Origin of the sequence: Diaphorobacter sp. HDW4A, assembly GCF_011305995.1 — a bacterium.
Lineage (GTDB): Bacteria > Pseudomonadota > Gammaproteobacteria > Burkholderiales > Burkholderiaceae_C > Diaphorobacter_A.
This window is the reverse complement of record NZ_CP049910.1, coordinates 4,338,565-4,364,032: the sequence shown is the minus strand read 5'-3', so window position 1 is coordinate 4,364,032 and position 25,468 is coordinate 4,338,565. Positions and strand designations below refer to the sequence as shown.

Below are 25,468 nucleotides of genomic sequence, written 5' to 3'. Positions count from 1 at the left end.
GCGGGTATTGAAAAGCGCGTTTTGGGTTACCTTTTGTGCGCAAGCAAAAGGTGACTCCGTCGCCGGGCGGAACTCCCGGCCTCTGCCCTCAACCCCACAGCAAAAAACAAAAACGAATCACTGAAACGCCACTTCCGCAAAGCTCCGCAGCTTGCGACTATGAAGCCGCTGTGACCCCCCCTCGCGCAGGATGTCAACAGCGCGCATCCCGATCCGCAAATGCTGATCGACACGCTCACGGTAAAAATGGTTAGCCATCCCGGGCAGCTTGATCTCCCCATGCAACGGCTTGTCCGAAACGCACAGCAACGTCCCATAAGGCACCCGAAACCGGAACCCATTCGCCGCGATGGTCGCGCTTTCCATGTCGAGCGCGACGGCGCGGCTTTGGCTGAAGCGGCGTTGGGGCATATTGTCTGGCAGCAGTTCCCAGTTGCGGTTGTCGGTGCTGGCCACTGTGCCCGTGCGCATGATGCGTTTGAGCTGGTCTTCGGGCACCTTGGCCACATCGGCCACGGCCTGCTGCAGGGCGAGTTGGATTTCTGCAAGCGCGGGGATAGGCACCCATAGCGGCAATTCTTCGTCGAGCACATGGTCCTCGCGCACGTAGGCGTGGGCGAGGACGTAGTCGCCGAGTTGCTGGCTGTTGCGCAGGCCCGCACAGTGGCCGAGCATCATCCAGGCGTGCGGGCGCAGCACCGCGATGTGGTCGGTGATGGTCTTGGCGTTGGCGGGGCCGACGCCGATGTTGACCATGGTGATGCCGCTGCCGTCGGCGCGCACCAGATGGTAGGCTGGCATTTGCGGCAGGCGCGGTGGGGCGACGCCGAGTTCATCGCCGGGCTTGGCGGCGAGGCCCTTGCGACGCTTGACGACGTTGCCGGGCTCGATGAAGGCGATGTATTCGCTGTCTTCCTTGGCCATCTCGGCCTGTCCCAAACGCACGAATTCGTCGATGTAGAACTGGTAGTTGGTGAACAGCACGAAGTTCTGGAACCACTCGGGCTGGGTGCCGGTGTAGTGACGCAGGCGATGCAGAGAGTAATCCACGCGCGGCGCGGTGAACAGCGACAATGGCTGGGCCTCGCCGGGCTTGGCTTCCCAGGTGCCGTTGGCGATGCCGTCGTCCATCGATGACAGGTCGGGCAGGTCGAACACGTCGCGCATCAGCGTGCGGCGCTCCTGCGTGAGCGAGCCTTCGATGTGGTCGTTTTCGGCGAACGAGAAATGGATCGGGATCGGGTGGGTGCTCAACCCCACTTCGAGCTCGACACCATGGCTTTCGCGCAGCAGTCGGAATTGCTCGAGGTAGTAGTTGGCGAACAGGTCAGGTCGGGTCAATGTGGTTTCATATCGACCCGGGCCTTCGACAAACCCGTAGGCGAACGGCGAGGGTTTGCGCGACACCGTCGTGGTCTGCATGCGCACGAAGGGGTAGTAAGCGCGTACATGCTCCACCGGAGTTTCCCCTGCCACAAAGCGCTGCATCGCATCGCGCAGGAGGTTGATCTGCTGTTGATAAATGCGTTGTACCTGCGCCAGCGCGTCGGCCGGGTCGGTATGCAGCGTCGGTTCTGTGAACATGGGAATGGATGACATGGGCCTATTGTCCACGCCTTGGTGACATTTGCATGGATAAGTGAATTCTCGCCAACCCGCAGTCCACGAAAGGGTTGGGCGCGCATGGAGATAATGGCGGCCATGCCCAACGCCCCTCTTCAAAGCACCTCGCCGTCAGCTTCGGTGCCAGCGTGGATGACGCCCTCCACTCTACTGCGCGTGTCCGTTGCAGTGGCGGTGCTCACCATCGCGCTGAAGACGCTGGCGTGGTGGGTGACGGGCTCGGTGGGCATGTTGTCCGATGCGCTCGAATCTTTTGTCAACCTCGCGGGCGCAGTGTTTGCGCTGGCCATGGTGACGATAGCGCGCCGACCGGCGGACGAAGACCATCCTTATGGCCATCACAAGGCAGAGTTCTTTTCTTCCGGCTTCGAGGGCATTCTCATCATCGGTGCTGCCATCGCGATTGTCTGGGCGAGCGTGTCGCGCCTGTTGCAGCCGCAACCAGTCGAGCAGGTCGGCTGGGGCTCGGTGTTATTGGTGGCGAGCAGCGTGTGCAATGGCGTACTGGCGTGGTACATGTTGCGCGCGGCGCGGGTGCATCACTCCAAGGCGCTTGAAGGCGACGCGCGGCATCTGTTCACCGATGTGTGGACGTCGGCGGGTGTGCTGGTCGGTTTGATTGCAGCGGGTCTTACGGGCTGGCACTGGATTGATCCGGTCGTCGCGATTCTGGTCGCGCTCAACATCCTGCGCGAGGGTGGGGCGATGCTCTGGGAGTCGTCTCAAGGATTGATGGATGAGGCCCTGCCGCAGGATCAACTGCACAGCGTGCAGCAGGTACTTGAGCGCTACAGCGAGCAAAGTGGAGGCGAGGCGCGCTTCGACAGTCTGATATCGCGCCGTGCGGGCAGCCGTAACTTTGTGGATGTGCACATGCATGTGCCCTCCGATTGGAAGCTGGGCCGTGCCGCGCAGTTGCGCACCGATGTGGAAGCGGCGCTGATGCAGGCCGTTCCGAATCTGCGCGCGACCATCGAGATTTTGCCGCTCGGGCAGGCCACTGTTTTCGAGACGGTGGCATCGCAGGGCGAGTGAATCCCATTCAATTTGAATTGAGTTGAAATGACAAGGACAGTGAAGTGATCACGGTATTGCAGCGCGTGCGCGAGGCGCGGGTGGAAGTGGATGGCGAAGTCGTTGGCCAGATCGGGCAGGGGCTGCTGGTGTTGTTGTGCGCCGAGCAGGGTGACAGCGACAAGCTGGCGGACAAGTTGTTGGCCAAGGTATTGAAGCTGCGCATTTTCAGCGACGAAAACGGCAAGATGAACCGCAGTGTGCAGGATGTGGTTGGTGGCTTGCTCGTCGTGAGTCAGTTCACGCTGGCGGCCGATACCAAGGGCGGGAATCGGCCCAGTTTCACCGCTGCCGCCGCACCGGACGAAGGGCGGCGGTTGTATGAGTACTTTGTTTCGCAGGCGCGGGTTGTACATCCCATTGTTCAGACGGGGCAGTTTGCTGCGGATATGCAAGTGCATCTCATCAATGATGGGCCTGTCACCATTCCTATGACCATGCGTGAAGTTTGATTTTTGTTGATGTTGCGAAGTTTTGCCGTATGAACATACTGTCTGTGGCTTCGCACCTGGCTTGAGGGCTTGTCTTGTCGCTGGGGTGGGGGATTCCTGGCGCGCGTCCGCTTCGCAGGTCCGCTGTTTGAATGCAATTGTTGACGTTAAAAAAAATGGCCCGGCAAATCATGCCGGGCCCAATTCCCCTAGAGTCACCCTGTCAAATCAATTCACTCCCTTCAATCCCTTCCTTAGAACCCTGATTCCCGTTTTCACTGGCCTTGCCACACGTTGTATGAAACGCCTTCGTACTTGAGGTCGGCATACGTGGCGATCACGAAGTCGCGTTCGCCGACGCTGGCGGAGTAGAAGTAGCGGCCGCTTTGTGTGTTGCGGAAGCGGAAGATCTGCACGGTGTCGCCGGTGGCCTCAGCCTTGGCGTACCAGGCGATGCCGTCGTAGCCGAAGGTGGCGGCATCGGCTTGCATGGCGACGCGTTCGCTGTCGTTGATGGTGTAGACGTGCGAGTCGGTCTTGCGGTTGTAGAAGCGGTGCACTGCGACCAGGCCCTCACCAGCCTGTGCGTAGGCGTGGAACACCACGTTTTCATATTGGTAGGCGTGGTAGTTGTTGATCACCAGATCGCGTTCGGCGACGTTGTTGGTGTAGAAGTGCGCGCCGGTCTGTGTGTTGTAGAAGCGATAGACGGCTGTGCGTGCACCACCAGTCTGTGCGCCAGACACTTCGGGGTAGAGCCATTGCTGGATGGCGGGGAAGATCTTGTCGAAGCGTGCGTAGTTGTTCACGCCGCCGGTGGCGGTGCAGGAGGCTGTGCCGTTGGAGAGTACGCCGGTCAGCACGCCGTTCACGAACAGGCCGGAGCCGCTGCTGCCGCCTTCGGTCATGCCACGGGTCCACTGTACGCGGTAGAAGCTCTCGGTCATGGCGCTGGTGCCCACGCAGTTGTAGTAGCCCTTGCCGGGGGTGCAGGCGGAGGTGCCAACCACGTTGCCGAAGCTGATCTTCTGCATGTCGCCACCGGGGTGGTGAATACCGACGATGCCTGCGCCGTTGTTGAGGGCGGAGGTGTCCCAGCCGGCAAACACGGCGCCTGCGGGTGGAGTGTCGTTGAGCACCAGCAGGGTGGCGTCGGGCATGCTCGATGTGTAGAGCAGCTTGGCGCCGTTCTTCAGCGTCTTGCTGGCCGACGACAGCAGGCGGCTGTTGCAGCTGGGGGTGCGGTAGAACCAGAAGGTCTGAAGGGTCGAGGCTTCGGTCTGCGAGGCGATGCAGTGGTTGGCGGTCAGGAAGTAAGGGGTGCCGCTGCCGGTGCGGTCATTCAGCAAGGTGCCGGTGCACAGGTAGCCACCGTCGGCCGTCACATAGTGCATGCGGGCCACGGCGTCGCGCTGGCGGGCGTATTCGTCGAAGCAGGTAGAGTCGAGCGTGCAGGTACCGGCGTTGTTGATCTTGGTGCTAACGGCGGTGCCGTCGTCCACCATGTTGAAGATGTCCTGGTAGATGTGCAGCACGCTGGGCACCGCCACCTGCACTTGGCTGGGGGCGAAACCTGCGGGCAGTTCGATTTCGATCACAAGCTGGTCGCCGTCGACGGCGGGGGTCCACCAGGTGCGGGCTGCGGCCGAGGGGGCACCGGCGGCGGCGTTGTTTTGCAGCAGTTGCTGGATGCGCTGACCGGCGATCTCGAAGGCTTCGTCGCGGAGCTCGGGTTCGTAGACGCGGACCAGCGCGTTGCCGGGCAAGGCGTCGATCTGCAGACCGGCGCGCAGGCCGAAGGCGTCGTTGGAGACGAAGTTCATGGCGGCAATCAGGCCACCGCGTGGCGATGGTTTCCAGTTCAGCAGGGTGTTGACGGCTTGCACCGATGCGGAGCCTTGGCTGGTGCGGGTAGCACCGATCTTGATCAGGTCGTCACGGTCGCTGGCTGCAGCTGCCTTGGGGGCAGTCCATGCGCCCAGTTCCACCATCGTTGCTACCACCGGTGCCATTGCAGAGCGCTTGAGGTTCACGAACTCCTCGGCGGTGCCGGCTGGTTGCACGCGGCTTGACATGCGAACCACCTCATTGTTTGCCATGGCAGATCCAGCCAGCACGAAGAGCATCGCAGTTAGGGCAGCGGTCTTGGCGGCTTGGATCGATTGCTTGAACAAGGTGGTCATCTGAGGTCTCCGGTATTGCGGAAATATCTAATGACTCAACTTTATCAATAGCTATTAACAATTTAATAAATGAAACATAAACATTAACTTTGGTTTGCAAATGTACATAATCAATAGTTTTTGTTAATTATGAAAATCCTTGTGTCTGGGTTGTGTGATCGAACGTCGAAGGAGGGCGGAAATGTCAAATAGACGCAAAGAATGGCGTAAGCGTGCACTTGCAAACCAGTATTCTGGAGGCGACGTTCGAGCCATCCACTTGGCGGCAAGGTGTTGCGCCAAAGCGGCAATGTGTTGGTGAAGTGGGGTTGAAAACCGCCACTGTGTGCAAATTCACGCTCCGTAAATGACAACAGCCCGGCATTTGCCGGGCTGTTGGTGGGGGTGGTCGCGTTTACTGTGATGTCCACACGTAGTAGACGGGCCCCTCGTAGTGGAAGTCCTTGTACTCCGAGATCACGAAGTCGCGCTCTGCCGCGTTGACCGTGTAGAAGTGCGCGCCTGTCCGGGTGTTGTAGAAACGGAAGATTGGCGTGGCGCTATTCCCTTCGGATTTCTGCGCGTACCAGACGGGGCCTTCGAGGCGGAAAGCGGGATAGGCCTGCACCACGAAGTCGCGTTCGTCCGCGTTGATGGTGTAGAAGTGCGCTCCGGTCTGCGAGTTGTAAAAGCGGTAGACCGCATCCTTGCCGGTGCTTGCCTGACCGTAGGCGTAGAAAGCCACGTTCTCATACTGGTACTCGGGGTAGGTCTGGATCACGAAGTCGCGTTCGCCCGCGCTGATTGTGTAGAAATGCGCCCCCGATTTGATGTTATAGAAGCGGTAGACAGCCGAGCGGGTAGTGGTGGAGCTGCCTGTATCGGTGCTGGTTCCTGGGTTCGTTCCGGTGTCGGTCGTGGCGGCCAACCACTTCTTGAGAGCCGGGTAGACCACATCGAAGCGCGCGTAGTTGGTATAGGCCTGGCTCGAAAAGCACGAGCCCGTGCCGCTGGAGAGAATGCCTGTCAGCGAGCCGTTGTAGAACAGACCGGAGCCGCTGCTGCCCCCCTCGGTGGTGCCAAGGGTCCACTTCACGCGGTAGTAGGTGCCCAACATCGACGTGGCGCTGTCGCTCACACAGCTCACGTTGCCCGAGCCCGTGGGCGTGCAGGTGGCGGCACCGTCGATCGCCCCCGAGCTGAGTTTGAGCAGATCGCCACCCGGATGGTGCAGTCCGATGACTGCGGCGCTGCGGTTCATGGAGGATGCGTCCCAGCCCGCGAAGACGGCACCGGCGGGTGGGGTGTCGTTCAGGCGCAGCAGCGTGACGTCCGGCGACTCGGCACTGTAGAGCAGTGTGGCGCCGTTCTTCAGGATGCGCGATGCGGGTGAGAGCGTGCCGGCATTGCAGGTGGGCGAGCGGTAGAACCAGTAGGTCTGCAGGGTGGAGGCGACGGTCTGCGTGTCGATGCAATGATGGGCCGTCAGAAAGTAGGGCGTCGCGCTCTTGGCCGCGTCGTTGACCAGCGTACCGGTGCAGGCATAGGCCCCGTCAGACTCCACAAAGATCATGCGCGCGACCGCGTTGCGCTGGGTGGCGAAATCGTCGAAACAGGTGGCGTCCTGCTCGCAGTACGAGGCCTCGCCGATCTTGGTGAGGCTCTGATCGGCATCGCTGTCGGCCACCGGGCGTGACAGTTCTTCAAAGAAGTGCAGCACGGACGGCACGGACAGCTGCACTGACGAGGTCAGGGTGCCCGGCGGCAGTTCGATTTCCAGCGTCAGCTCGTCAGCATCAGTGCCGGGCGTCCACCAGGTGCGAGCGGCGTCCGAGGTGTCACCGGCGAGGCGGTTGTTCTCCAGAATCTGCAGCACGCGCTGACCGGCGATCTCGAAGGCGTCGTCGCGCGCATCCTGCGCATACACGCGCAGCAGCGCGCTGCCGGGCAGCTTGTCGATCAGCACGCCAAGGCGCATGCCCAGCGCACCGGGCGATTCGAAACTCAGCGCGGCGATCTGGCCGCCGCGCGCGGAGGTCTGCCATTGCAGCACGGCACGTGTCTGATCGGTGCTGGCCGTAGTGGTGCTTGCGCGCGGCGCTCCCACTTGTGTGATGCCTTCTCGCTTGGTGCTTGCGGATTTGAGACCGGCCCATTCGCCGAGTTGGATCACCGAAGGCGTGATCGGCAGGGCGGGGGCGTGTTTCAAACGCACAAACTCTTCGGGAGTGGTGTTGGGTTGCACCAATGCCTGTGTACGCAGCACATTGAATGTGCTGCTCTGGGCTTGAGCGAAACCCGCGCTCAAAGTCGCCAGAACTGCGCCAATCGCCACGGCACGCCCCACGGAGCAGAGGCCGTGCATGAATTCGGTACACATTGTCTGTTCCTTGCTTGATTGCTTCGTGGCATTCGTCAGTCCGGCTGCCACGCGCTCGTACACATTCGTCGTTGATCGCCAGTGCGAAGCGCCTTTCGGCCCTTCGCAGGTGTCAGTGGCTTGTCATCGGATCAGGGGTTGAGCCACGCCTTGAGCTTGGCCTTGTATGGCACGTCGAAGCGGCCGTAGTAGTCCGAGCCGTTCGGTGTCTGACACGAAGCGGTTCCGCCATAGAGCGTGCCGGTCACATAGCGCGACGAGCCAATGGTGTAGAACAGGGCCGAGCCGCTGCTGCCGCCCTCGGTCGTGCCTTGCTGCCAGTTGATCGCGTAGAAGCCGTTGTTGCTGTCCGAGGAATCGATGCAGGTTTCGTTGCTGCACTGGCCGAGACCCTTGACGGTGCCGATGCTCATCTTCTGCAGATCGCCTGCGGGATGGTGCACGCCGGCAATTCCGTTGCTGCTTGCCAGCGCTGCACCGTAATAAGAGCCCGCATACACGACGCCCGAAGGCGGTGCCTCGTTGAGCTGCAGGAACGAGGTGTCCGTGCTCGCCGTGGCGTAGAGCAGGGATGCGCCCTTGTTCAGGCGTCGCGTGTTGGTGGAAACGGTGCCCGAGTTGCAAGCCGACGCGGTGTAGAACCAGTCGGTGATCAGCGAAGAGGCTTCGGCCTGGGTCGAGATGCAGTGGTTGGCCGTGAGGAAGTACGGCGTGCCGCTCGACTTCGCATCATTGATGAGTGTGCCGGTGCAGTAGTACGAGGCGGCGCCACTCACATAGATCATGCGAGCGACCGATCGGCCCTGCTGGAGATAGTCCGGTTGGCACATCACATCGATATTGCAACTGCCTGATGCGGCCTTTTCCAGAATCGACTTCTGCATCTCTGCGGCGCTGAAGGTGAAGTGCGAAAGGCTCGGCACGGCGATCTGCACCTGCGCTGCGTCGGCTGTGGCACCGATCTCGACTTCAAGAATCGTCTTCGTTCCGCCGAATTCGGGGCTCCAGTAAGTGCGCGCGGTTGCGGCATCAGCACCGCTGTTCCGCAGCTGCTCGGCCTGTGCCTGTAGTTCTGCTGCAGTCACCTCGGTGGCCTCGGCACCTGCCGCACCATAGAAACGCAGCACAGCGCTGGCGGGCAGTTGCTGCACCTGCACGCCCAGACGCACGCCCTGTGCGGTAGGGGATTCGAAAGCGATGGCGGCCACGCGCGTGCCGCTTTCGGTGTTTTTCCATGTCAGCAACGCGGTGGTTGCTGCGACGGTAGCAGTCGCGGAGACGTCGCGTTGCACGCCGATCTGAATGGGCGCGCCGGGTTTGGCGCTCACAGCCGTGGCGAGCGTACTTTGCTTCAATGTGGAAACCGGTGCCGACAAGCTGACATTCGCAATGGCTTGCGACGCCGCAGCGCCACGCACAACAGCCGTAGATTTGGCCGTGGCTTCCGCGCTCTTGGTCACCGTGTCGTAAGGCTCGATCCGTTCGGCAAGATTGGGCTGAGGCGGTGTGGTTGTTCCGGGGTCAGTCGTTCCAGTGCCCGAACCTGTTCCACTGTCGCTACCGCCGCTTCCGCCACCGCAGCCAGCAATGACCAGCGCCACACTGCCAGCCAGCCACCATGCTTTGGAATGTTTCCTCATTACCTGCTCCTATTGAATCGCCTGATTATTCACTGGGCATTCAATCGATTTATGCCAAGCCAACTCCATTTGCGGATCAGGTGTGTAAAGTTGTCAGCCGCATACATTTGTAGACAAAACAGTCGGTTCCTACTCGATGGAATCAAGCAAGGCAATATGTCAGGCAAATGAACTTGTTAACCAAGTTGAACAGAATTCAGCATACATCTCAAATGCAAGCTGGAACTACGCGCTAACTCACCATCGATCACGACAAATTCAAGCGAATCATATGGCAGAAAATCACAAAAATATGCGGCAAATCACAGTGTGATGGTCATCTGATGCCAATGTGCGACGACATAAGTCAAGAAGCTCATGTGTCGCGTTTTGTATCACTGGCGAGAGCTATTTGGCGAGGGATTTCAGCGCCATCTTGATACCGTCGCTCACTCCCACATCGGCGGGCAGGGCCTTGAGGGCGGCCGCCGCTTCCTTGTCGTTGTAGCCAAGTGCCAGCAGAGCCTGGAGGATGTCGGCTTGGGCATCGTTCACCGCGTGGGCCTTGATGCCTATGTCCGCGCCGAGCTTGCCCTTGAGCTCGAGCAGCAGGCGTTCGGCGGTCTTTTTGCCGATGCCAGGCACTTTCACGAGTCGCCCCGCCTCCTGCAGTGAGATCGCCTGCGCCAGATCGCCCACTCCCATGCCCGACAGAATCGCCAGCGCGGTGCGCGGGCCGACGCCTGAAATCTTGATCAGCTCGCGGAATGTCTGGCGTTCCTCGACTGAGCCGAAGCCGTAAAGAAGCTGCGCATCCTCGCGCACGATGAACTGCGTGAGCAGCGCCACGCGCTCACCCACGGCGGGCAGGTTGTAGAAGGTGCTCATGGGAACTTGCACTTCATAGCCCACCCCGTTGCAGTCCACCAGGACCTCGGGAGGGTTCTTTTCGAGCAGGGTACCTGTCAATTTGCCTATCATTGCAATCCTTAGCCGCACTTTGCGGCGCAATCAACCAAATTATCCGCGTGATCCTGCGCCACACATTCACCCCACACAACAACACCCGCCTCACCAACCTCTGCGGTCCGGCCGATGCGCATCTGCGCACCATCGAAGACGCTCTGCAGATCAAGATCGCTCATCGCCATGAGCAGTTCAAGGTGGACGGGCCCAAGGCCAAGGCGACTCAAGGCATGGAGTTGCTGCAAGCGCTCTATGAGATAGCCGATCGCCCACTCAAACAAGAACAGCTGCAGCTCATGCTCGCGGGCGACAGCGAGATGCTGGAGACGGGTGAGGCGGGCAGCGCAATCCAGCTCACCACGCGCCGCGCCGACCTGCGCGCGCGCACACCGACCCAGATCACCTACTTGGAGAACATCGCCAGTCACGACATCACCTTCGGCATCGGTCCAGCCGGTACTGGCAAGACCTATCTGGCCGTGGCCTGTGCGGTCGATGCGCTCGAGCGCAGCAACGTGCAGCGCATCGTGCTCACGCGTCCGGCCGTCGAGGCGGGCGAGCGCCTTGGTTTTCTGCCGGGCGATCTTACGCAGAAAGTTGATCCGTATCTGCGGCCGCTGTATGACGCGCTTTACGAGCTGATGGGCTTCGACAAGGTGCAGAAGGCTTTCGAGCGCAACCAACTCGAGATCGCACCGCTTGCCTTCATGCGCGGGCGCACGCTGAACAACGCGTTCGTGATCCTCGATGAGGCGCAGAACACCACGCCCGAGCAGATGAAGATGTTCCTCACCCGCATCGGCTTCGGCGCCAAGGCCGTGGTGACCGGCGACGTGAGTCAGATCGACCTGCCCAAGGGCGCACCGAGCGGCCTGATCGATGCTGAGCGTGTGCTCAAGCGTGTCAAGGGCATTGCGGTGTCGCGCTTCACGACGGCAGATGTGGTGCGTCACCCGCTGGTGGCGCGCATCGTTGATGCATACGACGCGCAGAGCAAGACCCGCAGCACACGCGGCTGAGAAGGCAGGAACCACCACCATGGCACTCAACCAACTCTCCCTGTCCCTGCAGTTCGCCCCATTCGACGGAGTGGCCGAGCACCGCGCCGTGCTGTCCCGCAGCAAGGTCACCCGCTGGATTCGCCACGCGCTGGCGGTCGATGCGGAAATCACGGTGCGGATCGTCGGCACCGAAGAAGGCCAGAGTCTCAACCGCGAATTCCGCAAGAAGGACTACGCGACCAATGTGCTGACCTTTGATTACCAGCAGGAGCCGAGCGTGATGGCCGACCTCGTGCTGTGCGCGCCCGTCGTCGAGCGTGAGGCGAAAGAGCAGAACAAATCGCTCGAAGAGCACTATGCCCACCTCCTGGTGCATGGCACGCTGCACGCCCAGGGCTGGGACCACGAGACCAGCACCGAAGACGCCGAGGAAATGGAAGCCTACGAAACCGACATCATGGAGGAGCTCGGTTTCGAAGACCCGTATGCGAAGTGAGTGATGAGTGACGCAGGCTGCTCTGTTAAGCAGTATTGCGTCTGGATGGCATAACGGGCGGCCCAAGTCGGCCTAACATGCGTCCCATGAATCATGCCGCGAGTCTCTTTCGCAAGAGGCCTGCGGCATGGCTACGTAGAGTCACAACAACGAGAGACAAAACGCATGGATTTCTTCGCGCACTGGGGCCTGCTCCTCGCTGCGGCCTTTGTGGCCGGGGCGCTCAACTCCGTTGCCGGTGGCGGCAGTTTTCTGACCCTGCCAGCGCTGGTCTTCACCGGTGTGCCTCCGGTCGTCGCCAATGCCACCGGCACCGTCGCGCTGTTCCCGGGTTATGTGGCGGGCGCATGGGGCTTTCGCGAAGACATGCAGCCGCCGCCGGGACTGTCGATGCGCGTGGTGATCATCACCTCGCTGATCGGCGGCATGGCAGGAGCCGCGCTGCTCCTGGTCACGCCAGACGCCGTGTTCCGCAAGGTCGTTCCCTGGCTGCTGCTCGCCGCCACCGCCATGTTCGCCTTCGGCCCGCAACTGCGCGCATGGGCTGCGAAGGAGGCCCATCCCGGCCAAGCCACGTCGCCCATCAAGGGCATGCTCGGCATGCTGGCAGTCGCTGTCTACGGCGGATATTTCAACGGCGGCCTCGGCATCCTGCTGCTTGCGTTGTTCGGCTTGCTCGGCCAGACGAATCTGCACGCGATGAACGGCATGAAGAACCTGGTCTCGGCTCTGCTCACCGCCATCGCCGTGGCCATCTACGCCATCGGCGGACTCGTGCAATGGAAGCAGGCCCTGATCATGATGATCGCCGCTACGCTGGGCGGCTACATCGGCGCCCGCGTCGCGCGCAAACTGCCCGCGACGTGGTTGCGATGGGGCATCGTGGCCACAGGCCTGGTCATGGCCATCTTGTTTTTCATGCGGGGATAACGCAAAGGAAAGAGCGCACGGCATTCGCACAAAGCGCCAGCGCAGCATGCAGTGAGCGCGTTCCTTGAGTCACCACTTCAAGGGCGATATTGCCGCTTCCAAACGAATGACCAATCGAAGCCTCAAGGCTTCGTGAATCACCCCGAAGTCTGAACACAAGAACGAACGGTCTCGACAAGCGCTGAAAGCAAAACCCGATCATCGTTTTTTCGCCAGGCCATGATCGCGGGAGTGAGCATTTTTACGCCTCGCAGCGGCAAAAACCGCACCCCATTGATTCCCGCCTTGGCCATGCAGGCGGGCACCAGCGCCACGCCGCAACCTGTCGAGACAAGAGCTACCACCGTGAGCCACTGCCGCGCCGCATGGCTGGTGCGCGGATGAATCCCCGCCTGGTGCATGCAGGCGATCACATTGTCGTAGTTGGCGGGCGACACATCGCGCGCGAACATCACGAAATCCTCGCGTGCGATCTGCTGGAGTTCGATGTCGGCATTCGCGGCAAGTGGATGGCTTTCTGGCAAACAGGCCACCAGCACTTCGGATTCGAGCGGCAGCACGGCCAGGTCGTCGGGTGGAAAGCCGATGTTGAGAAATCCCACGTCGATGTCGCCCGAGGCGAGCGCGCGCAGCTGTTCGCCGGTGGACATCTCGTGCATACACAGCTCCACGTTGGGCCGTGCGGTCTCGAAGGCCTTGCAGTATTGCGGCACGTTGCGGTAGACCATCGATCCGGTGATGCCCACATCGAGGCGACCTTCGGTGCCTTGCGCCACGCTGCGCACCACGTCAGCTGCGCGCTGCAGTTGCGCGAGGACCTTGCGCGCTTCCAATAGAAACGCCTCGCCCGCAGGCGTGAGACGCACATGCTTGGCGTCGCGCTCGACCAGCAGCACGCCGAGGTCTTCTTCCAGCGTCTTCAGCGCGGTGGACAGTGGTGGCTGGGTGATGAACAGACGCTGCGCCGCGCGACCGAAATGGCGTTCCTCGGCCAGCACGACAAAGTAGCGGAGCAGATGGGTTTTCATGAACGCAATATCTTGCATCCATCCACCGACTTTGGGCACCGGCATCCAACTGGCGTTTTCCCGAACGTTCATGCGATTGCGTGATCCATGCGATTCAATATGACTTGGGCAGACCGAGCACTTTCTCTGCGATGAAGTTCATGATCATCTGCGGGCTCACCGGCGCGAGGCGCGGAATCCATGATTCGCGCATGTAGCGTTCGACGTGGTATTCCTTGGCGTAGCCCATGCCGCCGAGCGTGAAGATCGCCGTCTCGCAGGCCTTGCCGCAGGCCTCGGCGCCGAGGTATTTGGCGGCGTTGGCTTCGGCACCGCAGGGCAGGTGGCGGTCGTAGAGAAAGGCGGCCTTCTGCACCATGAGATGCGCGGATTCGAGCTGCATCCATGACAGCGCAAGCGGGTGCTGTATGCCCTGGTTCTTGCCGATGGGGCGGTCGAAAACGATGCGTTCGTTCGCATAGCGCGTGGCGCGTGCGAGGGCGGCGCGGCCCAGTCCCACGGCCTCGGCTGCGATCAAAATGCGCTCGGGGTTGAGTCCGTGCAGGATGTACGAGAAGCCCTTGTGCTCCTCGCCCACGCGGTCTTCGACGGGGATGCGCAAGCCGTCGATGAAGACCTGGTTGGAGTCCACGCACTTGCGGCCGAGCTTGTCGATCTCGCGGATCTCCATGGTGCTGCGGTCCACGTCGGTATAGAACAGGCTCAGGCCCTCTGTGCCCTGGCATTCCTCGACCGGCTTGGTGCGCGCGAGAAGCAGGATTTTGTTGGCGACCTGCGCGGTCGAGATCCACACCTTCTGGCCATGCACGATGTAGTGATCACCGTGGCGTTCTGCGCGCGTCTTGAGCTTGAGCGTGTTGAGCCCGGTGTTCGGTTCGGTCACGCCAAAGCAGGCTTTGTCCTGGCCCGCGATGAGCGGCGGCAGCCAGCGCTTTTTCTGTTCCTCGGTGCCGAACACCACGACGGGATGCAGGCCGAATATGTTCATGTGCACAGCCGACGCTCCCGACAGGCCCGCGCCGGTTTCGGCAATCGTGTGCATCATCAGCGCCGCTTCGCTGATGCCGAGGCCCGCCCCCCCGTATTCTTCGGGCATGGCGATGCCGAGCCAGCCCGCATCGGCCAGCGCCTTGTGAAAGTTGCCGGGAAAGCCACCATCGCGGTCTTTCTTCAGCCAGTAGTCGTCATCGAAGGGTGCGCACACGCGCGCAATTGCATCGCGGATCTGCTCTTGCTGTTCGTTCAGGAGGAAGTCCATGGTCGGGGATTGCTTTCGGGTTCAAACGGGGCGGCGCACGCGGTCGGGGTTTTCTGCGTAAGGTGGGCTGTAGATCACCAGCAGCCGCACCGGCGTGTCGCTCGTCACGCGGAAGATATGCATGCGGTCTTCGGGGAAGAAGCAGGTGTCACCGGGCTGCATCTGAAAGTGCTCGCCTTCGATCTCGACCTCGGCCATGCCTTCAAGCAGATAGCAGGCCTGCTCCATGCCGGGGTGTGCGTGCGGCAGTGCGCCGCCGCCTTTCTCGAGCGTGCCGAGCACCACCTCCATGTGCCTGGCGCCCACATTGGCCGCGCTGATCAGCCGCCGGTTCACCGTGCCGTGGTGGTTGGCGGGGCTGTAGCCTTCGACATCCTGCTCGCGGATCAGGTACTTGCTTGTCGTGGTGCTTGTCATGCGCGTCACTCCTTCTCGATGCCGGCCTGCTTGATCAGCTTGCCCCAATAGGCGAGCTGATCGTTCACGTAGGTGGCGAATTCCTCGGGCGTCTTGGTAGGCCAGACCTCGAAGCCCACGCCCGCGAGCTGTTCGTGTACGGCCTTGTCGGCCAGAATCACCTGCAGCTCGGCGTTGACGCGGTCTACGACTTCTTTGGGCGTGTTCGCTGGTGCGAAGATGCCGTTCCAGGAGGTGAGGTCAAAGCCGGCAATCGTCTTGCCGATGGGCGGCAGATTCGGCAGCAGGTTCGAGCCCTTCGCCGCGGTCACGCCGAGCGCGCGCACGCGTTCGCTTTTGATCATGCTCCAGCTCGATCCGAGGTCCGCCACGTAGACCTGAATCTGGTCGCCCATCAGGTCGGTCAGCGCCTGCGGGCTGGACTTGTACGGCACCTTGGTGATCTGCAGCTTGGAGATGTATTTCATGGTCTCCACGGCCACTTCCGACGTGCTGTTGGGCGTGCCGTAGGAGAGCTTGTCGGGATGGGCCTTCGCGTAGTCGAGCAGCTCCTGCACGCTCTTGACCGGCAGCTTGGGATTGACCACCAGCGCGAACGGCAGCTCGCCCACGCGCGCGATCGGAGTGAAGTCCTTGACGGGGTCGTACTTGAGGCTTTTGACCAGCCACGGGTTCGCCGAGTGCGAGGTGTTCGTGGTCATGAACAGCGTGTAGCCGTCGGGCTTGGCTTTGGCCGCGAACTGTGCGCCGATCTGCGCGTTGGCTCCGGCGCGGTTGTCCACTATGACCGATTGCTTGAGCCGCTCGCCGAGCTTCTGCGCGACGACGCGCGCGACGGCATCGGTGCCGCTGCCGGCCGCGAACGGCACGACCAGCGTGATCGTGCCGGCGCTGGGGTAAGGGGCCTGCGCCGACGCGAGGCCCGTGAGGGCGATGGCGCCCGCGAGCACGGTCGCCTTGAGAAACTTGAGAAAAGCGGAACGCTGCATGAACATGCTGGTTGTCTCCTTGAGTCCGACGCCGTGTCGTGTCCGTCATCTGAATTCCGGCGTTGGGCTCATGGTGCGCAGTTCAAGTATTCGCGTCCAATTCCTTTTGATGTGTCAATGATTCGTTTTGAAGATGCTTGAGGCGATGCCGCTAGCACTCTTCTCAGCGCAGCAGGCTCAGGCCCGGCGGCAGGCTGTCGCCGAAGCTGCGCTTGTGGTCTTCGGCGTCCATTTCCTGAACCGAGCCCACGAGATCCATCCAGCGCTGTGGCGCGCCCGAGGTCTTGAGCTTGGCGAGGACGGCAGTGCGCTGCGCGTCGTTCACGTCGCGCGCGCGGTCGCCGGTCATGCGGGCGATCTGCACGGCGGCGAACATCGCGGCCTCGTTCTTGCGCCAGTCCTGCGCGAGCGTGGCGTCGAGGAATTCGGTCGCAGGGCCGGGCGGCATGGTCAGATGCGCGTTGGCGGCGACCGGCTGGCGTGCGGCGATGCGGCCAATCGCCCACCAGGTCTGCGGCGTCTCGTCGGCGCGCTTGAGGCGCGAGAGCATCCACTGGCCCATCTCCTGGCGGTACTGCCAGGGCACGGCCTCCATCGCGGCGAAGAGGCGCAACATGTCCTCATAACTACCGTGCGTGGACTTGCCAGCGCTACGCTGCGTGGTCTGCTGCACGGCCTTCTGCATCTGGCCCGCGACGTCTTCGAGCACCTGCATCTGCTGCGCTTCGTTCAGACCTGCTGCCACGCGCCGCCAGAACACCCACCATTCGGTCCAGTTGGCCGACTCCTTGCCGTGGGCGATGCCTTGTTCGTAGAGCTGCCAGATCTGCGCGATGCGCCAGTCGTCAAGCTCTGCGCCCACACCGGGACGCAGGCACCAGCCCGCGAGATTGAGCCACACGCGCTCGTGCTCGGCGGAGCGGCGACGGCGTTTGGTGCGCGCGAGCAGCGCATCGAACAGCGCGCGCAACACGGCCACATCCCACGACTCGCGCGGACCGAGGATCTTCTCGATGGCCTGCCGCAGTTGGCGCACTTCCTTGGTGCTGACTTCCTTGGCCTGTTGGCCGAAGATGTGGTCGATCTGTTCGACGGCGGCTTTGAGCTGGGTCTGCGAGCGCTCTGCGGCTGCATCATCGTCCTGCACATCGTCGCCTGCCTGCGCGCGCAGATCGAAGGGCAGCAGCCAAGATTGCGCGATCTCGTCGCTCGACAGGCAACGCACTTCAAGCGTGCCCACTTCGGTCATGCAGGCCTGCAGTTGCACCTCGACCGAGGTGCGTTTCGACGCGGTCTCCGAAGCGTGCAGCACGGTAGCGAGTGGCGGCAGGTTCAGCCAGCCGTCGCCATTCAGGGTGACCAGTTGCCCGGCCTGAAATGGCTGATCGCTGTGGCTGTTGGACACCAGTTCAAAGCGCACTGCCTGCCCCAACTTGAGCGCAAAGCGCCGCCCCGTGAGTGTGATGCGCGTGCCCTCCTGCGTGCCGCGCGGCAGCAGGCAAAGGCCTTGCGCGGCGGTGCCGGGTTGACCGCGCAGCACCAGCCAGTAGCTGCGCGCCGCGCCGCCGCCGATGCGGGGCAGTGCGGCAATCGGTTGTTTGTGTTGAGCGCAAGCGGCCTGCGCCTCGGTCAGCGTCAATCCATACGCCGCCGCACCGCGCGCCACGGCCCAGTCGGGATGCGGGTTGTGCAGCACGCGCACGGCACTGCCGCGCCATTGCCCGAGCTGTTCGGTGAGCCGTTCGACCAGCGCATGGGCATGGAACACGCCGCCGTTGAGCAGCACGGTGTCGGGCAGTTCGTCCGATGCGTGCTGCGAGAGAAACTGCGCCAGATGCCGCGAGATGGCTGCATCGGCGGGATAGGGCAGGCCAAAGCCGCGCAGCGCGCCTTGGCGCTTTGCTGGCGCATCGCCGATGGACACCAACGGCAGAAAGCCTTCGACGATCCACGAGCGCACGCCTTCGCGCGTGAGCACGGCGGAGCGCGTCTGCGCCATCAGCCGCGAGCCGCTGCCGAGCAGGGTGACGGTGACCGACGCGGGCACGTCCTCGGCCAGCAATTGGATCTTTGCGATGCGGCAGCGCTGCACGAGCTGCGCAAAGCGCGTGGCGGGCAGGCGCTGTTCGCCGGATGCCAGAAACTGCGGCTCAAGCCGGTGCGCGAGCGCCAGATCCATGTTGTCGCCGCCGAGCATCAGATGCTCGCCGACCGCGATGCGGTTGAGCGCAGGCAGCGCGTCGACATCAGTGGTGGGTTCGACGCGGATCAGCGTGAGGTCGGTCGTGCCGCCGCCCACGTCAACGATGAGCACCAGTTTGCTGTCTTTCAGTTGCGCCCCGAGCTGTTCGCCCTGCAGCACCAGCCAGTCGTGAAACGCCGCCTTGGGTTCTTCGAGCAGGCGCACCTGCGGCAGGCCGGCGAGCCGTGCGGCCTCCAGCGTCAAGGCGCGTGCGCCTTCGTCAAACGATGCGGGCACGGTCAGCACGACGATCTGCTGCGCGAGCGGCGCATCGGTATGCGCGGCGTCCCATGCGGCCTTCACATGGGCAAGGTAACTTGCCGACGCGGCGACGGGCGAGATCTTGTGCACGTCTTCCGCCGCACCCCAGGGAAGGATGGCCGCGTTGCGATCCACGCCCGTGTGCGAGAGCCAGCTCTTGGCACTGGCCACCAGCCGTGACGGCACGGCCGCGCCCAGATCGCGCGCCCAGCGGCCCACGACGGCGGGGCTGGCCACGCTCGTGTCCATGGCAGGCCAGGGCTTCTGCCACGCGGCATCGCCAAGCTCACCAATCGCCGCGTGATAGCGCACCGAAGGCAGCAGCGGCTGCGCGGAAATCTCTTCCGGCGCGGTGCGCTGCGGGATCTGCAGCAGTTCAATGCCGATGCTGGCATCCGTCAGAGAGACCGAGGCAGCAACGGTGTTGCTGGTGCCAAGGTCGATGCCGACGACATGGGTCGCTGCAGGTGCGGTGGTCATTTCAAGATCAGAGCAGGGCTTGAATGTCTCGGGTGAGTGTGGGTCGCGACTCGACGATCACGAGCGGAACGGCAATCCAGTTCTCGGCGTGGTCCTTCGCGGGCAAGAGGCGCATGTACATGCACACCGGCAGCGCGAACTTGGCGAGCAGCGTCATCTGCAGCGGCAGCAGCGCGTTGAAGCCCGAGGCGAAATAGTCCGGCGTGGTGATCAGGTCGATGTAGCGGCCATGCTCGAGGCCGCGCAGCTGAAAGTGGCTCGACTGCGCGGTGACCACGTCCTGTCCGTCGCGCTGCGATTTACTGCGTACCTGAAACGTCGACAGATGCCCTTGGACCCAGCCGAACTCCGACATCGAACGCTCGGCGTATTCGCTCACGTTCACCGTTGGTTGCTCGGCCAGATCGGGCCACAGTTCCATCAGCATGTGCTGTGTGGAGACTGCATATGAGCGAGTTTCTTGGGCACTAATCTCGGCTGAAAATGGCAGTAGATTTGCACCGGCCTTCTTGCCTTGAAGGCGTGTGATGGTGGTTGCAGCATTGGCGCCCGTCGCAAGTTCGTAGCGGTCTGCGACGAAGTCCTTGTCCAAATAGACGAGGCTGTCGAGCAGTGATTTGTGCAGATTGGACATAGTGTGTTTGCCTAAGCGATCAAGCCTTCGATCATTGCTGCGTGTCGGTGGTCGTTTCGGCGCGCACGTCGAACTCCACCTTCCAGCGCTCGCTGCCGCCCACGGGCACGGCGTTGAGTTCGAGCGTACCGATGTCGGTCACGCGCGCATGCAGCGTCACGGGAACCACGTCGCCCGCGCTGCGGCCTTCGGCGGGCAGCAGGGCTTCGATTTCCTGCAGCTCGACCAGTTCGTCTGGGCCCCAGAAATCCAGCATGGTGCCCACGGCATCGCTGCGGCGCACGGACGATCCGAAAAAACGCAGACGCACCGGCTCGCCGACGACGAGGCCGAATTCCTCGCCATCGAGCGCCACTTCCGTGCCCTCTTCGAGACCAAACGGTGCCAAGCACAGCGCGGAAATTGGTGGCTCCATGCCGGGAATCGCGGGCATGTTGGATTCGATGCCGACGTAGTACGACTGCGCCGTGCCGCCGCGAATGCGCACGCCACGGCCTTGGCGCACATGGCCGTAGTAGGCCGCACCGCGCGCGACCGCGAGGTCGAGGTTCGCGCCGTCGAGCACGCGCAGCGCGGGGGCGCCTTCGGCAGTCAGCCAGCCGTTGATGACATCGAGGATGCGCTGCTCGATCTGCGTGGATTTGAGCACGCCGCCGTTGAACAGGATCGCCGACGGATGCAGGAACGCAGCGCCTTGCGGCTGCGTGCCCTGAAGACCGTCGATCTGCTCGGTCGCACCGGCCTGGCGCGCGAGAAACGCCGCGAGATGGCGGGTGACGGCCGCGTCCTGCGCATAGGGCAGGCCGAGCTGCGTGAGCGCGGCGCGGGCGCGCGTCTGTGGCTTGTCGCTCGCGGCCACCTTGGGGAAGAAGCCTTCGACCAGCATGGCCAGCACTTCGGCGCGCGTGAGTTCGGTGCGGATGCTGCCGCCGATCAGCTTGCTGCCACGGCTTGGCACCACCACGGCAACGCTCTGCAGATTTTCATCGGCGAGCAGTTGCTCTTTGGCGGCGCGGCAACCGTGCGAAAGCGCACGGGTCTGCCATGCGTCGAGCTGCTTGCCCTCGGCCGCGAGCTTGCGTGCGAGACCATAGGCCAGCGCCAGATCCATGTTGTCGCCGCCGAGCAGAATGTGCTCGCCCACGGCCACACGCTGCAGTTCGAGGTTGCCGTCGCGTTCCAGCACGGCGATCAGCGAGAGATCGGTCGTGCCGCCGCCCACGTCAACGACGAGGATGATGTCGCCGTTCTTCACCTGCTTGCGCCACTGACCGCCGCTTTGCTGGATCCAGCTGTAGAGCGCGGCCTGCGGTTCTTCCAGCAGCGTGAGGTTCTGGAAGCCCGCGTCGCGGCAGGCCTCGGCCGTCAGCTCGCGCGCGGCTGGATCGAACGACGCGGGAATGGTGACGGTGATGTCCTGCTCGTCGAACGGCGCTTCGGGACGCGCGTTGTTCCACGCCCAGCGCAGGTGCTTGAGATAGCGCGTTGAGGCCTCGAGCGGCGACACGCGCGCGACTTCCGGCGGCGCATCAGCGGGCAAAATCGCAGCGCGGCGATCCACGCCCGGATGGCACAGCCAGCTCTTGGCGCTGCTCACCAGGCGGATGGGCGTGTTCGCGCCACGCGTGCGCGCTAGTTCGCCGACGATGAAGCTCTGCTCGCCTGCGCCGGGCAAGGCCATGTCGGCGGCGGTCAGCTCTGTCTCGTGCGGCAGGTACAAAAATGAAGGCAGCAGCGCCTTGCCTTCCACGCTTGCGGGCGCGGTGAGCTGCGGCACGTTCAGCACCTGCTGATCGACCTTGTCGCCATCACTGGCGGTCTTGTCTACATACGACAGCGCGCAGTGCGTAGTGCCCAGATCGATGCCGATGCAGAACAGGGCGTTGGGATTGGAGTTGGAAGGCGAGTCCATAAAAATTCTTTGCAATGCATGAACGCGCAATCGGATCGCACGTTCCTTGTGAGTAGTTCGCGCGCGGCGTCACCAGTCAAAAGGCCACGGAGCAGGCCATACCAGCAGACGGCAAGCCAAGAGCCGCCTCGCGGCGAAGGCGTCGTCCCCGTCAGGAGGACGGCGCGAAGCGACTCAGGGGGAGTCACAACTCCACTTCGGCCTGAGCCACGATTTCGGCGGCCTTTTCATCGGTCAACTGCGGCAACTGCATCTGCACCACCTTCCAGCCTCGGTGCGTGAGCGTGCCGGTGAAGGGGGCCTGCCCCACGACATTGCCGGTCAGGCGGATCGCGGTGGTGTCGAAACCGGGTGCCACAGCGATGCGGCTGCCTTCGGCTTCGCTCTGCACCGGCACGAGCGTGAAGTGTTCCTTGAGCACCTTGCGGCAGCCTTCATGCACCACGCGTGCGGCCGCGCCGATCTCGGCGTCGGTGTAGTTCTTCACGTCTTCCTGAATGAAGTCCACGAAGCGCGCCTCGCGCTGCATCAGGCCGAGCACCTGCAGTGCGGCCGTGTCGGTGGGCACGCGGATCTGCACCGTGCGCTCGATGATCTTCTCGACGGGTACTTCCACGCGGGTCTCGACGATCTTTTCAACCGGCACTTCGATGCGCACTTCCCGGGGCTCGGGTGTGGGCACATCGGCGGCCAGCGCTTCGCCGCCGCGCAGACGGGTGACGTCGCCAGCCAGACGCGCATTGCCCAGAATGGCAAAAAAACTGCCGATGGCAATCGCGATGCGACTGAAAAACGAGGGGGGATTCTGTTGGGTCATATCGTGGGTCCCGAAGTGAGTCCGGGTTGAATCTCTGCTGAGCGATGCGCAGGAGCAGAGAGAAAAGCAAATAGGTCGTTTGCGCGCGAAAGGCCAAATCGCAAGAAAAGAAAAGCGGAAAAGGGGCGTGCACGCGCGCACGCGAGGGGTGCAATGTTACCGAAAGCACTCTACCCTAGTGTTGTCGCGGGGCTTCGCAATGGAGCGAGGCGGTTCAATCCCGATTCGGCGCACCCAGCGGAAAGAAGTGCCGGAACGGTCGTCCCTCGTCCACCGCACGGGCGAAGGACGGGCGTGCGAGCAGCCGGGCTCGGTAGGCCTTGAGGTGGGGATGATCATCCGGAATCGCCACCGTCCAGTCCGCATAGAACAGCGAAGGCGCGGCCGCGCAGTCGGCCATGCTGAAATCGTTGCCCGCGGCCCAGGGGCGTCCGACCAGCGTTTCCTCAAGCCAGCGGTAGGCGATGGCGAGCTTGTCCTCAGCCTGCGCCATGCCGTCGCGGCGCTTCGCCTCGTCGCCCGAAAGCGCGCCGAACACGGCGGCCTGCATCGGGGCCATCACATGCAGGTCGAAAAAGCGGTCCATGAAGCGCACTTCGAGCGCCGCGTCGGCGTCGGCGGGAATCAGGCGCACCGGGCCGGGGTGGTGCAGCTGCAGATGTTCGATGACGATGCTGCTCTCGGCCACCGTGCGGCCGTCGTCCACCAGCACCGGAAATTTGCGCAGCGGCCAGCGTGCGGACCAGTCGATGATGTGCTCGGGATATTCAGGGCCGATGCACCGGAACTCGAACGGCGTCCGGTTTTCGTAGAGCGCGATCAGGGCCTTCTGGGTGTAGGAGGAGAAGGGGTGGCCATAGAGGGCGAGGGGCATGGGGGCTCCTTTCGACTGTGAGTGCGTCCAATGCAAAGTGTGTGTGGACATCAGTCTCGGCCAGAGTGGCTGCCAATGTCACGCCCGCAATTTTGCTCTCAGTCCTTGCCGCCGACCTGGCCCCTCAGACTCGGTGGATCCTCTCAGTCAATCCGCGCCAGCGCCGCCCCTAGCGTCTGCGCCGTACCGGCGTTTGCCAGCAGCGTGATCTTTCCGCTGCGGTGCGCGGTCACCTGCATTTCCATCTTCATCGCTTCCATCACCGCAATCACGTCGCCTTCGTTCACGGTGTCGCCGTCCTGCACCTTCCAGGCGTGCAGGTTGCCAGCGATGGGGGATTCGACGGTGTTCGGATCGACGGCCGGGGCCGGTGCGGCCTGGTTGGGTACGCCGGGCGCGGCGGCAAGTCCTTGCAGCAGCACGGCGGGCAGGCCGAGGCAGACGCGCTTGCCGTCGATCTCGATGGCGGTGCGGGTAAGTGTGATGTCCGCAAGGGGCTCGGCGCGCACAGCGGCGGCCAAAGGTTCCGTAAACTCGGTTTCGATCCAGCGGGTGTGGACCTTGAAGCCGTCTGCGCCCACGAAGTCGGCCTGATTCACCACGGCGCGGTGGAACGGCAGGACCGAGGCCACGCCTTCGATCTGGAATTCCTTCAATGCGCGGCGCGCGCGCACGAGGGCCTGTTCACGGGTCGCGCCGGTGACGATGAGCTTGGCCATCATCGAGTCGAACGAGCCCGAGATCACCGAGCCGGTCTGCACGCCTGAATCGACACGCACGCCGGGGCCGCTCGGGGCGTCGAAGCGGGTGATCTTGCCGGGCGTGGGCAGAAAGCCGCGACCCACGTCTTCTGCGTTGATGCGGAATTCGAAGGAGTGGCTGGTGGGCTTCGGCGTTTCGGTGATTGACAGCGGCAGGCCGTCGGCCACGCGCAGCTGCTCGACGACGAGGTCGACGCCGGTGGTCTGCTCGGTCACTGGGTGCTCGACCTGCAGGCGGGTGTTGACTTCGAGGAACGAGATCGCGCCGCTCTGGCTCAACAGATATTCCACCGTGCCCGCGCTCACATAGCCGGCCTTGGCGCAGATGGCGCGTGCGGATTGGTGGATGCGCTCGCGCTGTTCGTCGCTGATGAAGGGCGCGGGCGCTTCTTCGACCAGCTTCTGGTTGCGGCGCTGCAGCGAGCAGTCGCGCGTGCCGAGCACCACCACGTTGCCGTGCGTGTCGGCGATCACCTGGGCTTCGATGTGGCGCGGCTTGTCGAGGAACTGCTCGACGAAGCACTCGCCGCGACCGAAGGCGGTGATGGCCTCGCGCGTGGCGGAGGCGAACAATTCTTCGACCTCGTCCATGCGCCACGCGATCTTCATGCCGCGACCACCGCCGCCGAACGCAGCCTTGATGATGATGGGCAGGCCGTGCTCTTCGGCAAATGCCAGCACGTCGCTCGCGTCCTTCACCGGGTCCTTGGTGCCCGCGACCAGCGGTGCGCCGACGTCAAGCGCCACCTTGCGCGCGCTGACCTTGTCGCCGAGCAGGGCGATGGTCTCGGGCTTGGGGCCGATCCAGATCAGGCCCGCATCGAGAACGGAACGCGCAAAGGCTTCGCTTTCCGACAGAAAACCGTAGCCGGGGTGCACCGCATCGGCGCCGCTTTTCTTGGCGATGTCGATGATCTTGGCGATGTTCAGATAACTGTCCGCAGGGCGTTCGCCCGCCAGGCCATAGGCCTCGTCAGCCATGCGCACATGCTGCGCGTCGATGTCGGAATCGGCATAGATGGCGACGGATTTCACACCGTAGTCGGCGCAGGCGCGGACCACCCGGACGGCGATCTCACCACGGTTGGCAATCAGTACTTTTTTCATGGTGAT

Annotated in this window: 20 protein-coding genes; 5 read left to right on the top strand and 15 right to left on the bottom strand. The window is 62.9% G+C overall.

Going from position 1 to position 25,468, the window contains the following annotated elements; genetic code table 11:
• Window positions 1–117 precede the first annotated feature (117 nt).
• Entirely contained in the window at window positions 118–1,599 is a 1,482-nt protein-coding gene (locus tag G7047_RS20010) for an AMP nucleosidase (RefSeq protein ID WP_166309408.1), read from the bottom strand.
• Window positions 1,600–1,701: 102 nt separating this feature from the next.
• On the opposite strand from G7047_RS20010, the gene G7047_RS20005 reads away from it, so the two are divergent.
• Window positions 1,702–2,658, top strand: a complete 957-nt coding sequence (locus tag G7047_RS20005; RefSeq protein ID WP_166309406.1) for a cation diffusion facilitator family transporter — start codon at window positions 1,702–1,704, stop codon at window positions 2,656–2,658.
• A gap of 44 nt (window positions 2,659–2,702) precedes the next feature.
• A complete protein-coding gene (dtd, locus tag G7047_RS20000; RefSeq protein WP_166309404.1) occupies window positions 2,703–3,149 on the top strand; it encodes a D-aminoacyl-tRNA deacylase in 447 nt (148 codons plus the stop codon).
• A gap of 254 nt (window positions 3,150–3,403) precedes the next feature.
• Here the strand turns inward: dtd and G7047_RS19995 are convergent, their stop codons facing one another.
• The 4 genes from G7047_RS19995 to ruvA form a co-directional block, all read right to left on the bottom strand.
• Window positions 3,404–5,311, bottom strand: coding sequence for a trypsin-like peptidase domain-containing protein (locus tag G7047_RS19995; protein ID WP_166309402.1), 1,908 nt, complete (start codon window positions 5,309–5,311; stop codon window positions 3,404–3,406).
• 394 nt (window positions 5,312–5,705) lie between these two features.
• Complete coding sequence (locus tag G7047_RS19990; RefSeq protein ID WP_240939198.1) at window positions 5,706–7,670, bottom strand: trypsin-like serine protease; 1,965 nt, start codon at window positions 7,668–7,670, stop codon at window positions 5,706–5,708.
• 131 nt (window positions 7,671–7,801) lie between these two features.
• Complete coding sequence (locus G7047_RS19985; RefSeq protein WP_166309400.1) at window positions 7,802–9,310, bottom strand: serine protease; 1,509 nt, start codon at window positions 9,308–9,310, stop codon at window positions 7,802–7,804.
• Between the two features lie 387 nt (window positions 9,311–9,697).
• Window positions 9,698–10,270 (bottom strand): Holliday junction branch migration protein RuvA, encoded by a 573-nt coding sequence (gene ruvA, locus G7047_RS19980; RefSeq protein ID WP_166309398.1) that lies wholly within the window; start codon window positions 10,268–10,270, stop codon window positions 9,698–9,700.
• Between the two features lie 47 nt (window positions 10,271–10,317).
• Here ruvA and G7047_RS19975 point away from each other — a divergent pair, with 47 nt between their 5' ends.
• From G7047_RS19975 to G7047_RS19965, 3 genes are all read left to right on the top strand, one after another.
• A complete protein-coding gene (locus G7047_RS19975) occupies window positions 10,318–11,274 on the top strand; it encodes a PhoH family protein (RefSeq protein WP_166309396.1) in 957 nt (318 codons plus the stop codon).
• Window positions 11,275–11,293: 19 nt separating this feature from the next.
• Window positions 11,294–11,752: an rRNA maturation RNase YbeY gene (gene ybeY, locus G7047_RS19970; protein ID WP_166309394.1), complete on the top strand. Its 459-nt coding sequence runs from the start codon at window positions 11,294–11,296 to the stop codon at window positions 11,750–11,752.
• A gap of 165 nt (window positions 11,753–11,917) precedes the next feature.
• Window positions 11,918–12,682 (top strand): sulfite exporter TauE/SafE family protein, encoded by a 765-nt coding sequence (locus G7047_RS19965; RefSeq protein ID WP_166309392.1) that lies wholly within the window; start codon window positions 11,918–11,920, stop codon window positions 12,680–12,682.
• 137 nt (window positions 12,683–12,819) lie between these two features.
• Here the strand turns inward: G7047_RS19965 and G7047_RS19960 are convergent, their stop codons facing one another.
• The 10 genes from G7047_RS19960 to G7047_RS19915 all read right to left on the bottom strand — a co-directional run bounded on the left by G7047_RS19960 (window position 12,820) and on the right by G7047_RS19915 (window position 25,462).
• Window positions 12,820–13,710 (bottom strand): LysR family transcriptional regulator, encoded by an 891-nt coding sequence (locus G7047_RS19960; RefSeq protein WP_166309390.1) that lies wholly within the window; start codon window positions 13,708–13,710, stop codon window positions 12,820–12,822.
• 94 nt (window positions 13,711–13,804) lie between these two features.
• Entirely contained in the window at window positions 13,805–14,968 is a 1,164-nt protein-coding gene (locus tag G7047_RS19955; protein ID WP_166309388.1) for an acyl-CoA dehydrogenase family protein, read from the bottom strand.
• 21 nt (window positions 14,969–14,989) lie between these two features.
• Window positions 14,990–15,385: a cupin domain-containing protein gene (locus tag G7047_RS19950; protein ID WP_166309386.1), complete on the bottom strand. Its 396-nt coding sequence runs from the start codon at window positions 15,383–15,385 to the stop codon at window positions 14,990–14,992.
• A gap of 5 nt (window positions 15,386–15,390) precedes the next feature.
• The gene (locus G7047_RS19945; protein ID WP_371813809.1) at window positions 15,391–16,380 is read right to left on the bottom strand and encodes a Bug family tripartite tricarboxylate transporter substrate binding protein; all 990 of its coding nucleotides are present in this window, start codon (window positions 16,378–16,380) and stop codon (window positions 15,391–15,393) included.
• Between the two features lie 157 nt (window positions 16,381–16,537).
• Complete coding sequence (locus G7047_RS19940; RefSeq protein ID WP_166309382.1) at window positions 16,538–19,357, bottom strand: Hsp70 family protein; 2,820 nt, start codon at window positions 19,355–19,357, stop codon at window positions 16,538–16,540.
• A gap of 7 nt (window positions 19,358–19,364) precedes the next feature.
• Window positions 19,365–19,991 (bottom strand): hypothetical protein, encoded by a 627-nt coding sequence (locus G7047_RS19935; protein ID WP_166309380.1) that lies wholly within the window; start codon window positions 19,989–19,991, stop codon window positions 19,365–19,367.
• Window positions 19,992–20,022: 31 nt separating this feature from the next.
• Entirely contained in the window at window positions 20,023–21,903 is a 1,881-nt protein-coding gene (locus G7047_RS19930) for an Hsp70 family protein (protein ID WP_166309378.1), read from the bottom strand.
• A 184-nt stretch (window positions 21,904–22,087) separates the two neighbouring features.
• Window positions 22,088–22,720, bottom strand: a complete 633-nt coding sequence (locus tag G7047_RS19925) for a DUF2760 domain-containing protein (RefSeq protein WP_166309376.1) — start codon at window positions 22,718–22,720, stop codon at window positions 22,088–22,090.
• 214 nt (window positions 22,721–22,934) lie between these two features.
• Window positions 22,935–23,594: a glutathione S-transferase family protein gene (locus G7047_RS19920; RefSeq protein WP_166309374.1), complete on the bottom strand. Its 660-nt coding sequence runs from the start codon at window positions 23,592–23,594 to the stop codon at window positions 22,935–22,937.
• Between the two features lie 143 nt (window positions 23,595–23,737).
• Window positions 23,738–25,462 (bottom strand): biotin carboxylase N-terminal domain-containing protein, encoded by a 1,725-nt coding sequence (locus G7047_RS19915; protein WP_166309372.1) that lies wholly within the window; start codon window positions 25,460–25,462, stop codon window positions 23,738–23,740.
• Between the last annotated feature and the right edge of the window lie 6 nt (window positions 25,463–25,468).